Here is a 10,762-nt window from a genome sequence, read left to right on the forward strand (position 1 = left end):
GATCAGCCAAGTCTATGTCTCCAAAAAAATTATTAGTGAGAATGAGTACGACTTTTCATTAATCGTGGTCCAATTCTATATCTATACCTAATGCACGAATTTCTTTTAGTAAAACATTGAATGATTCCGGCATTCCAGGATCCATGCGATGATCCCCATCAACAATATTCTTATAAATCTTGGTTCGTCCACCGACGTCATCCGACTTAACAGTCAGCATTTCCTGCAAGGTGTACGCAGCACCATATGCCTCCAGAGCCCATACTTCCATCTCTCCGAATCGCTGTCCACCAAATTGAGCTTTACCGCCTAATGGTTGCTGTGTAACCAGACTGTAGGATCCTGTTGAACGTGCGTGCATCTTATCATCAACAAGATGATTCAACTTCAGCATATACATATAGCCTACAGTAACAGGATTGTCGAATTCTTTACCAGTACGTCCGTCAATAAGGATAGTTTTTCCATCTGGACGTAAGCCAGCCAACTCTAACATTTCCTTAATTTCTTTTTCTGAGGCACCATCAAATACAGGCGTTGCCATGGGAACACCAGCGCGCAGATTGTCAGCAAGAATACGAACCTCGTTGTCGTCCAAGGCATCCAGATTTACCCTCTCCATACTATCATGGTTGTAAATCTTGTTAAGGAACCCGCGCACCTCGGCAACTGGCTCATTTGCATCTAGCAGATTGGCAATTCGATCGCCCAAGCCTTTAGCGGCGAGGCCAAGGTGGGTTTCCAATACCTGTCCGATATTCATACGTGAAGGTACACCTAAGGGGTTGAGGACTATATCTACGGCAGTACCGTCAGCCATGTAAGGCATGTCTTCAACGGGTACAACAATGGAAATTACCCCTTTATTACCATGACGGCCAGCCATTTTATCACCTGGTTGAATACGTCGTTTTACAGCCAGATAGACTTTAACAATCTTTAGCACGCCAGGAGCAAGATCATCTCCTTGGATAATTTTCTTACGATTATCGTTAAAGCGTTTCTCCATCTCTTTACCAAGCATCTCAAGTTGCTTGGACAACTGCTCTAACTGCTGTGAGGCAACATCGTCATCAATACGGATGTCGAACCATTTTTCCCGAGCGACTGAATTCAAATAGTCTTCAGTAATTGCTTTTCCAGGTTTTACATTGCCAGGGCCGCCAGTAGCAGTTTTATCGATCAGCAGGTTGTACATACGATGATAAATATCTTCTTCACGAATTCTGCGTTCGTCGATAAGATCTTTACGAACTCTCGCTAAATGCTCATCTTCGATACTCTTGGCACGGTCGTCCTTTTCTAAACCATCACGAGTAAATACCTGAACATCAATAACAGTACCATTCATTCCAGAAGGTACACGCAGAGAAGAATCTTTCACATCAGAGGCTTTCTCACCGAAAATTGCTCGAAGTAATTTTTCTTCCGGTGTTAATTGGGTTTCACCTTTCGGTGTCACTTTTCCAACAAGAATGTCCCCAGCGCTTACTTCAGCACCGATATATACAATCCCAGATTGATCCAGACTTGCCAGTGCTGATTCACCTACGTTTGGTATATCCGCAGTGATTTCTTCTGTTCCGAGTTTGGTATCCCGTGCGATACAAGTTAGTTCTTCAATGTGGATTGTAGTAAAGCGATCTTCCTGGACAATCCGTTCTGAAATCAGAATAGAGTCCTCGAAGTTGTAGCCGTTCCAGGGCATAAACGCCACCAGCAGATTCTGTCCTAAAGCCAGTTCGCCCATATCAGTACATGGGCCATCAGCCAGTATATCGCCTCTCTGGATAAGATCGCCTTTTGAAACGATTGGCCGCTGATTAATACAGGTATCCTGATTTGAGCGGAAATACTTGGTCAGATTATAAATGTCTACACCGGCTTCGCCAGCAGTCGTTTCATCATCATTCACTCTGACAACAATACGAGAAGCATCGACCAGGTCAATCACCCCACCCCGTTTTGCGACAACAGAAACTCCTGAATCGGAAGCAACTGTTCTTTCCATTCCGGTTCCAACTAATGGTTTCTCTGATCGTAGAGTAGGAACAGCCTGACGTTGCATGTTTGAACCCATCAATGCACGGTTCGCGTCGTCATGTTCAAGAAACGGGATAAGGGATGCAGCCACTGAAACGATTTGCTTTGGCGAGACATCCATATAATTAATCTTGTCAGGAGTCGTCAGCGAAAACTCGTTCTGATGTCTGCACGGAACAAGATCAGCCAGGATTGTACCATTTTCATCTACAGGTACACTTGATTGTGCAATGTATTGATCAACTTCTTCAATGGCAGACAGGTATTCAATGTCATCAGTTACTCGCCCATCAATTACTTTTCGGCATGGTGTTTCGATAAACCCGTAGTCATTTGTTCTGGCATATACAGACAATGAATTGATCAAACCAATATTTGGACCTTCAGGTGTCTCAATAGGACATACACGGCCATAATGGGTTGTGTGAACGTCGCGCACCTCAAATCCAGCTCTTTCACGTGTCAATCCACCTGGGCCTAATGCTGAAACACGGCGCTTATGGGTTACACCAGATAATGGATTGACCTGATCCATGAACTGAGACAACTGACTTGAACCGAAGAACTCCTTGATTGCAGCTGACACAGGCTTGGCATTGATCAGATCCTGAGGCATCAGATTTTCAGACTCAACCAGACTAAGACGTTCCTTCACTGCGCGTTCAACACGCACCAGCCCTACCCGGAATTGGTTTTCAGCCATTTCACCAACACTTCGAACACGTCGGTTACCCAGATGGTCGATATCGTCAACCATTCCTATACCATTACGAATATCAATCAATGTCTTGATGACCGATAAGATATCTTCTTTAGTCAGGATACCGGGACCAGTATCTTCTTTTCTGCCCACACGTCGGTTAAATTTCATTCGTCCGACTGCAGATAAATCGTAACGATCCTCCGCAAAGAATAAATTTTTGAACAGGGCTTCGGCTGCTTCTTTAGTTGGCGGCTCGCCAGGACGCATCATACGGTAAATTTCAACCAGCGCTTCTAATTGGCTGGTTGTCGGATCAATTTTTAAGGTATCAGAAATATATGATCCGTGGTCAAGATCATTTGTATAGATTAGTTCGAAACTAAGAATTCCTTGTTCAGCCAATTGATCAAGCAGCTGATCAGTAACTTCCTCATTCGCCTGAGCAAGCATTTCGCCTGTGCTGGTATCGATTACATTTTTTGCAAGTGTTTTTCCAATGAGATAATCTCTTGGAACCACTAAATCCTTCATACTGCTCTTTTCCATTAATTTAATATGGCGAGCAGTAATGCGACGGCCTTGTTCGACGATCACCTCACCGGTATCCGGGAGTTTGATATCAAAGGAGGCGATTTCACCCCTTAGTCTTGATGGAACGAGATCAATATGAAACTCACCATTCCGCAATTGACAGAATGTTGATTCAAAAAATTCAGATAGTATTTCTTCTACTTCAAATCCAAGAGCACGCAATAGAATGGTAACAGGTAATTTGCGTCGGCGATCGATTCGAACAAATACGCAATCTTTAGGATCAAATTCGAAATCAAGCCAGGAACCACGATAAGGAATAATTCGCGCTGAATAAAGTAACTTTCCAGAAGAATGTGTTTTGCCGCGATCGTGTTCAAAAATTACGCCTGGCGAACGATGTAACTGGGAAACGACAACCCGCTCAGTGCCGTTGACAACAAATGTGCCTACATCAGTCATTAATGGAATTTCACCCATAAAAACATCTTGTTCGCGTATGTCTTTGATAGGCTTGGGTTCCCCGGAAGCATCTTTGTCTAAAACTACAAGACGAATCTTGACTCGTAAGGGAGCGGAATAGGTTAAGCCTCGCATTTTGCATTCTTTAACATCGAAGGCGGGCTCACCTAATTTATAACTAACATATTCGAGACGCGCATTTCCAGAAAAGCTTTCAATGGGAAATACGGATGCAAACGCTGCATGCAGCCCTGTTTTCTGTTGGATGTTTGCTTTTGAATTGGCATCGAGAAAATCGGTGTATGATTTCAGCTGAATATCAAGAAGGTTGGGAATTTCCATCTTGTCAGACTGCCTCCCAAAGCTCTTGCGAAATCTTTTTTTCTCAGCATGTGAATAGTGTTGAGCTTCTGCAATTGCCATGGTAGTTCCTCTGTAAAATTATTGAGATAATCAAACGCATAAACCCAGCCATGTAAACATGGCCGGGTTATCTAAAACCAAATCAATGGTATTACTTAACTTCGACTGAAGCACCAGCTTCTTCAAGCTCTTTCTTGATAGTAGCCGCTTCGTCTTTCGATACAGCTTCTTTAACAGTAGAAGGTGCACCTTCAACAAGGTCTTTCGCTTCTTTCAGACCCAGACCAGTGATTCCACGAATAACTTTAATCACGCCAACTTTGTTTGAACCGAAGCTTGTCATTACAACATCAAATTCAGTCTTTTCTTCAACAGCAGCAGCACCACCAGCAGCAGGCGCAGCAACAGCTACAGCAGCGGCAGCAGCAGAAACGTTGAATTTCTTCTCCATTTCTTCGATTAAGTCTACAATTTCCATCACGGTCATGTTAGAGATTGTCTCTAGGATCTCATTTTTTGAAACAGCCATTACTAGCTCCTAAGTTATAAATTAATAAATGTGGTTTATTTTGTATCTTTGATTGCAGCAATTGTCCTAACCAATTTGGCATGAGGTTCTGCAAGCGTACGTACAAATTTCTCAACTGGTGCTTTCATCACATACATCAGCTTGGCTAATGCTTCATCACGTGTCGGCAGGCTGGCAACGGCTTCAAGATGTTCAGCGCCGTATACTTTTCCACCTACAGATAATGCTTTGATTTCAAGCTTATCAAATGTTTTGGCAAAGTCCTTTAATAATCGAGCAGCATCACTAGGTGCTTCAAGTGATAATGCGATAAATAAAGGTCCAACCAATTTGTCGTTCAGACATGCAAATTCCGTTTTTTCAAAAGCACGTCGAGTTAATGTATTTCGAACAACTCGTAAATACACATTCGATTTACGTGCTTCGGAACGCAATTGGGTCATTTGATTAACAGTCAAACCACGATAATCGGCAACAACAGCCGAAATAGCTTTGGAAGCAACTTCACTTACTTCGTCGACTACGGCCTTTTTTGCAGCTAATGTTATCGTCACGTTAATGACCTCCTAAGTTGATCAAATCAATACAACTGATTTGACAGTTATGGTGGCCGTCTCAGAGAATCCCGGAGCCGGTTCACCGTCTGCGCAGGGTATTAAGCACTCGCACCTGCGGTCTTCGACGGCATTGAACCAAGTCTATGCCGTGAAAGCTTTTAAAAGGGCGTTGTATTTTACACAGGTAACGAGGCAATATCAATAGATAGGCCAGGTCCCATAGTAGAAGACAATGTAATTTTCTTCAAATATACGCCTTTTGATGAAGCAGGTTTTGCTTTTCTAAGATCTACAATTAATGCAGAAATATTTTCGATTAAGTCTTCTGCGCTGAAATCAAGCTTACCTACTGTACAATGAATAATTCCATTTTTATCAGTACGGTATCTGACCTGGCCAGACTTTGCATCAGAAACTGCTGCTTCAACATTTGTAGTCACTGTACCTACTTTTGGATTTGGCATTAATCCGCGGGGGCCAAGAATTTGACCTAGCTGTCCAACAATACGCATTGCATCGGGAGTAGCAATTACAACGTCAAAATTCATTTCGCCTGCTTTGACCTTATCAGCCAAATCTTCAAAACCGACTATGTCAGCACCAGCATTCTTCGCTTTAGTTGCATTATCGCCTTGTGCAAATACGGCAACGCGTACAGTTTTGCCAGTACCTTTAGGTAGATTTGTAGACGTTCTGACAACCTGATCAGATTTTCTTGGATCCACTCCAAGGTTAACACTGATGTCAACGCTCTCTCTAAAATTCTTACTAGCGAATTTCTTTAATATTTCAATTGCTTCCTGAGCGCTATAATAGTGGTTAGGTTTAACAATTTCACGAATTTGCTGTACTTTTTTACTTAAACTTGCCATGATCTGTCCCCTTATTCCACACCTTCAACTTCTACACCCATGCTTCTGGCAGTACCTGCAATAGTACGAACAGCAGCATCTAAACTGGCAGCAGTCAAATCAGGATCTTTAGTCTTGGCAATATCTTCAAGTTGTTGACGATTTAGTCGGCCAACTTTGTTAGTATTGGGTTTTCCGCTTCCGCTGGAAATGCCTGCAGCTTTCTTAATTAATACAGCAGCTGGTGGAGTTTTTGTTATGAATGTGAAACTACGGTCACTGTATACAGTGATCACAACGGGAGTAGGCAAGCCTTGCTCCATATTTTGTGTAGCTGCATTAAAGGCTTTACAAAATTCCATAATATTTACACCGCGCTGACCTAAGGCAGGCCCAACCGGCGGACTTGGATTTGCTTTACCAGCAGGTATTTGCAATTTTACATATGCTTCAACTTTTTTTGCCATTATTTACTCCTTAGTGGGTTAACGCTTTTTACTGAGTTCAGTATTAAGCTCCCCGGTCTTACTTCATCAGGTTTTTTCAACCTGGCTAAATTCGAGCTCCACTGGCGTTGAACGTCCAAAAATAAGAACAGCAACTCGTAATTTGTTCTTTTCATAATTAACTTCTTCAACGACACCGTTGAAATCGACAAAGGGCCCTTCTTTGACCCTAACGACTTCACCTGGCTCAAACAATATTTTTGGTCTTGGTTTAGTTACGCCGTCTTCAACCCTTTGCAAAATGGCTTGGGCTTCTTTATCTGAGATTGGCGTTGGTTTTTGATTCATATCACCTTTAACTGTACCGCCCAGGAACCCAAGAACGCGAGGTATAGCACGAATCATATGCCATGTGGCATCTTCCATAACCATATGGACGAGAACATAACCAGGAAAAAATTTTCTTGTACTTTTACGTTTTTGACCGGCACGCATTTCGACAACCTCTTCAGAGGGTACGACGACTTCGCCAATTTTTTCTTGTAAATTCTGGTGCTCAGCGCGTGCTTTAATTTCCCGCATAACAAAATTTTCATAGCCCGAATAGGCATGAACTACATACCACTGTTTTGATTTATGTTCTTCCACTATTGTCAGCCCAAATGTGTTATTTTTGCGATTGCCCACATCATGATTGAATCAATTCCCCAAAGAATAAATCCAGTTGCTGCAACCATGATCATAACTATTGAGGTAGTTTGCACAGTTTCTTGACGTGTAGGCCAAACTACTTTTTGAAGTTCAATTTTTGCTTCCTGTGCGAATGCAAAAACTTGCTGTCCTTTGTTGGTAAAAAAACCTAATAAGAAAATACTAACTAGCCAACCAATCCAGATCATTACTTTGATCGGTGATGAAACAGGATAGTAATAGGTACAAAAAAAGGCTGCTATAGTTACTAACAGTATTCCTGTCCATAAAACAATTTCTTTAACGCTTGAGTTTGTTTTCATCACAATCACACTTTCTGGTAGTTGGCAGGCCAGGAGGGAATCGAACCCCCAACCTGCGGTTTTGGAGACCGCCGCTCTGCCAATTGAGCTACTGGCCTAACTCCTTACTCATTTTGGTGTGAGGGTTTAACCTCACACCATTATAGACTATTATTCGATAATTTTTGCAACCACACCAGCACCTACAGTTCGGCCACCTTCGCGGATCGCGAAACGCAAACCTTCATCCATAGCGATGGGTGAATGCAGACTAACAGTCATTTGAACGTTGTCGCCTGGCATTACCATTTCAATACCTTGTGGCAGTTCACAAGAACCAGTTACGTCAGTTGTTCTGAAATAGAACTGAGGACGGTAACCATTGAAAAATGGAGTATGACGGCCACCTTCGTCTTTTGAAAGCACGTATACTTCAGCTTCAAACTTGGTGTGCGGCTTGATTGTACCAGGTTTTGCCAGTACTTGTCCTCTTTCAACATCATCTCGTTTCGTTCCACGTAACAGAACACCCACGTTGTCCCCTGCACGACCTTCGTCAAGCAATTTACGGAACATTTCAACACCAGTGCAAGTGGTCTTTTGAGTATCGCGGATTCCGACAATCTCAACTTCCTCACCGACTTTAACAATTCCACTTTCAACACGACCAGTTACTACTGTTCCACGGCCAGAGATTGAGAATACGTCTTCAATCGGCAGCAAGAAGGCCTTGTCAATGTTTCGAACTGGTTCTGGAATATAAGAGTCCATTGTTTCGACCAGTTTCTCAATCGCAGGGACACCGATGTCACTTGTATCGCCTTCCAATGCTTTCAGCGCTGATCCAACAACAATTGGAATATCATCGCCTGGAAATTCATAGCTGCTCAGCAGATCACGCACTTCCATTTCAACCAGCTCTAATAGCTCGGCATCATCGACCATGTCTGCTTTATTCAAAAATACAACAATGTACGGTACACCAACCTGACGTGATAACAGGATGTGCTCACGAGTTTGAGGCATTGGGCCGTCAGCTGCTGATACTACCAGAATAGCGCCGTCCATCTGTGCAGCACCAGTGATCATATTTTTCACATAGTCCGCATGTCCTGGACAATCGACGTGCGCGTAGTGACGGTTCGCTGATTCGTATTCAACATGTGCTGTTGAAATTGTAATTCCACGCTCACGCTCTTCAGGGGCTGCATCGATTTGATCATAGGCTTTGGCTGTTCCGCCATATTTTTTGGCCATTATCGTTGTAATCGCTGCGGTCAGCGTTGTTTTACCATGGTCAACGTGACCAATTGTACCTACGTTTACGTGTGGCTTTTTACGCTCAAACTTTTCCTTTGCCATCGGAAAATCTCCCCTATAGAAAGTTGATAATTGTATGGTGCCCACAACTGGACTCGAACCAGCGACCTCTTCCTTACCAAGGAAGTGCTCTACCGCCTGAGCTATGTGGGCTTTTAAAGCACAGACTTTTCGGTCCTGTTTATTAGTTCAATTGGAGCGGGTGATGGGAATCGAACCCACGCTATCAGCTTGGAAGGCTGAAGTTCTACCATTGAACTACACCCGCTTTTTCTTTTTTAAAATGGTGGAGGGGGAAGGATTCGAACCTTCGAAGGCTGAGCCGTCAGATTTACAGTCTGATCCCTTTGACCGCTCGGGAACCCCTCCAAAAAGAATGCCATTTTCTTTCAGGAATTTATTAAAGTCAAGTACATTCGAATGTACTTGACTTCATTTAAGATGGTGCTGGCACTAGGAATCGAACCCAGGACCTACTGATTACAAGTCAGTTGCTCTACCAACTGAGCTACGCCAGCATTATCAATTTTCACTCACTTGCTCAAATGAGTGCTTCTTACCATATCTCATGGCTACTAAATAAAACCCTGGCGATGACCTACTTTCACATGGAGAAACTCCACACTATCATCGGCGCAGGTCTGTTTCACTTCTGAGTTCGAGATGGAGTCAGGTGGTTCCAGACCGCTATGGTCGCCAGGAAAACGGGTTGACCGTTGGGCACAGCTTCGTTTCACTGAAGCCGGCTTCGGCCGGTAAAGAGTCGAAATACAATCGAGAATTCAATCTCTACACACTACATGCTTTTGTTGTCCATATAACCCAAGACAACTCAGGTTATATGGTCAAGACAATCAGCCAATTAGTACGAGTTAGCTTCACGCATTACTGCGCTTCCACACCTCGCCTATCAACGTCGTAGTCTTCAACGGGCTTCATGGGAAAACTCATCTCGAGGGAGGCTTCCCGCTTAGATGCTTTCAGCGGTTATCCCGTCCGAACTTAGCTACCCGGCAATGCGACTGGCGTCACAACCGGTACACCAGAGGTTCGTCCACTCCGGTCCTCTCGTACTAGGAGCAGCTCCTCTCAATTTTCCTACGCCCACGGCAGATAGGGACCGAACTGTCTCACGACGTTCTAAACCCAGCTCGCGTACCACTTTAAATGGCGAACAGCCATACCCTTGGGACCTGCTTCAGCCCCAGGATGTGATGAGCCGACATCGAGGTGCCAAACACCGCCGTCGATATGAACTCTTGGGCGGTATCAGCCTGTTATCCCCGGAGTACCTTTTATCCGTTGAGCGATGGCCCTTCCATACAGAACCACCGGATCACTAAGACCAACTTTCGTTCCTGCTCGACACGTCCGTCTCGCAGTCAAGCACCCTTTTGCCTTTACACTCTTGGTACGATGTCCGACCGTACCGAGGGTACCTTTGTGCTCCTCCGTTACTCTTTGGGAGGAGACCGCCCCAGTCAAACTACCCACCATACACTGTCCTCGTCCAGGATGACTGGACCAAGTTAGAACCTCAATAATAACAGGGTGGTATTTCAAGGTCGGCTCCATGCGAACTGGCGTCCGCACTTCTTAGCCTCCCACCTATCCTACACAGTTATCATCAAAGTCCAGTGCAAAGCTGTAGTAAAGGTTCACGGGGTCTTTCCGTCTAGCCGCGGGTACACGGCATCTTCACCGCGATTTCAATTTCACTGAGGCTCGGGTGGAGACAGTGTGGCCATCGTTACGCCATTCGTGCAGGTCGGAACTTACCCGACAAGGAATTTCGCTACCTTAGGACCGTTATAGTTACGGCCGCCGTTTACCGGGGCTTCGATCAAGAGCTTCTCCGAAGATAACCCCATCAATTAACCTTCCGGCACCGGGCAGGCGTCACACCCTATACGTCTTCTTACGAATTGGCAGAGTGCTGTGTTTTTAATAAACAGTCGCAGCCAC

At 44.2% G+C, this 10,762-nt stretch carries 8 protein-coding genes, 5 tRNA genes and 2 rRNA genes (1 of these 15 cut by a window edge); all 15 read right to left on the reverse strand.

Annotated elements, in window-relative coordinates:
- Positions 1–58: 58 nt before the first annotated feature.
- The gene (gene rpoB / locus DYH42_RS14040; RefSeq protein WP_058525181.1) at positions 59–4,162 is read right to left on the reverse strand and encodes a DNA-directed RNA polymerase subunit beta; all 4,104 of its coding nucleotides are present in this window, start codon (positions 4,160–4,162) and stop codon (positions 59–61) included.
- A gap of 91 nt (positions 4,163–4,253) precedes the next feature.
- Positions 4,254–4,631 carry a 50S ribosomal protein L7/L12 gene (gene rplL / locus DYH42_RS14045; protein ID WP_058525182.1) on the reverse strand — a complete coding sequence of 126 codons (378 nt, stop codon included), beginning with the start codon at positions 4,629–4,631 and terminating at the stop codon, positions 4,254–4,256.
- A gap of 35 nt (positions 4,632–4,666) precedes the next feature.
- Positions 4,667–5,185: a 50S ribosomal protein L10 gene (gene rplJ, locus DYH42_RS14050; RefSeq protein WP_058525183.1), complete on the reverse strand. Its 519-nt coding sequence runs from the start codon at positions 5,183–5,185 to the stop codon at positions 4,667–4,669.
- Between the two features lie 179 nt (positions 5,186–5,364).
- Positions 5,365–6,060, reverse strand: a complete 696-nt coding sequence (gene rplA, locus DYH42_RS14055) for a 50S ribosomal protein L1 (protein ID WP_058525184.1) — start codon at positions 6,058–6,060, stop codon at positions 5,365–5,367.
- Positions 6,061–6,071: 11 nt separating this feature from the next.
- On the reverse strand, positions 6,072–6,506 hold the full coding sequence (rplK, locus tag DYH42_RS14060; protein WP_058525185.1) for a 50S ribosomal protein L11: 435 nt from the start codon (positions 6,504–6,506) through the stop codon (positions 6,072–6,074).
- 66 nt (positions 6,507–6,572) lie between these two features.
- Positions 6,573–7,136: a transcription termination/antitermination protein NusG gene (nusG, locus tag DYH42_RS14065; protein WP_172465008.1), complete on the reverse strand. Its 564-nt coding sequence runs from the start codon at positions 7,134–7,136 to the stop codon at positions 6,573–6,575.
- Between the two features lie 2 nt (positions 7,137–7,138).
- On the reverse strand, positions 7,139–7,498 hold the full coding sequence (gene secE / locus DYH42_RS14070) for a preprotein translocase subunit SecE (protein WP_058525186.1): 360 nt from the start codon (positions 7,496–7,498) through the stop codon (positions 7,139–7,141).
- 22 nt (positions 7,499–7,520) lie between these two features.
- A tRNA-Trp gene (locus DYH42_RS14075) sits at positions 7,521–7,596 on the reverse strand.
- A 52-nt stretch (positions 7,597–7,648) separates the two neighbouring features.
- Positions 7,649–8,839 (reverse strand): elongation factor Tu, encoded by a 1,191-nt coding sequence (gene tuf / locus DYH42_RS14080; RefSeq protein ID WP_115317099.1) that lies wholly within the window; start codon positions 8,837–8,839, stop codon positions 7,649–7,651.
- A 35-nt stretch (positions 8,840–8,874) separates the two neighbouring features.
- Positions 8,875–8,950: transfer RNA gene (locus DYH42_RS14085), tRNA-Thr, on the reverse strand.
- A 41-nt stretch (positions 8,951–8,991) separates the two neighbouring features.
- Positions 8,992–9,065 (reverse strand) — tRNA-Gly (locus tag DYH42_RS14090).
- 16 nt (positions 9,066–9,081) lie between these two features.
- Positions 9,082–9,166 (reverse strand) — tRNA-Tyr (locus DYH42_RS14095).
- A gap of 73 nt (positions 9,167–9,239) precedes the next feature.
- A tRNA-Thr gene (locus tag DYH42_RS14100) sits at positions 9,240–9,315 on the reverse strand.
- Between the two features lie 67 nt (positions 9,316–9,382).
- A 5S ribosomal RNA gene (rrf, locus tag DYH42_RS14105) occupies positions 9,383–9,498 on the reverse strand.
- Between the two features lie 140 nt (positions 9,499–9,638).
- A 23S ribosomal RNA gene (locus DYH42_RS14110) occupies positions 9,639–10,762 on the reverse strand (it continues 1,772 nt past the right edge of the window).

It is taken from the genome of Legionella birminghamensis (assembly GCF_900452515.1).
GTDB lineage: Bacteria > Pseudomonadota > Gammaproteobacteria > Legionellales > Legionellaceae > Legionella_C > Legionella_C birminghamensis.

Coding starts and splice junctions, on each gene's coding strand:
- rplA (WP_058525184.1), bottom strand. CDS start 6,060: ATGGCAAGTTTAAGTAAAAAAGTACAGCAAATTCGTGAAATTGTTAAA.
- tuf (WP_115317099.1), bottom strand. CDS start 8,839: ATGGCAAAGGAAAAGTTTGAGCGTAAAAAGCCACACGTAAACGTAGGT.
- rplL (WP_058525182.1), bottom strand. CDS start 4,631: ATGGCTGTTTCAAAAAATGAGATCCTAGAGACAATCTCTAACATGACC.
- rplK (WP_058525185.1), bottom strand. CDS start 6,506: ATGGCAAAAAAAGTTGAAGCATATGTAAAATTGCAAATACCTGCTGGT.
- secE (WP_058525186.1), bottom strand. CDS start 7,498: ATGAAAACAAACTCAAGCGTTAAAGAAATTGTTTTATGGACAGGAATA.
- rpoB (WP_058525181.1), bottom strand. CDS start 4,162: ATGGCAATTGCAGAAGCTCAACACTATTCACATGCTGAGAAAAAAAGA.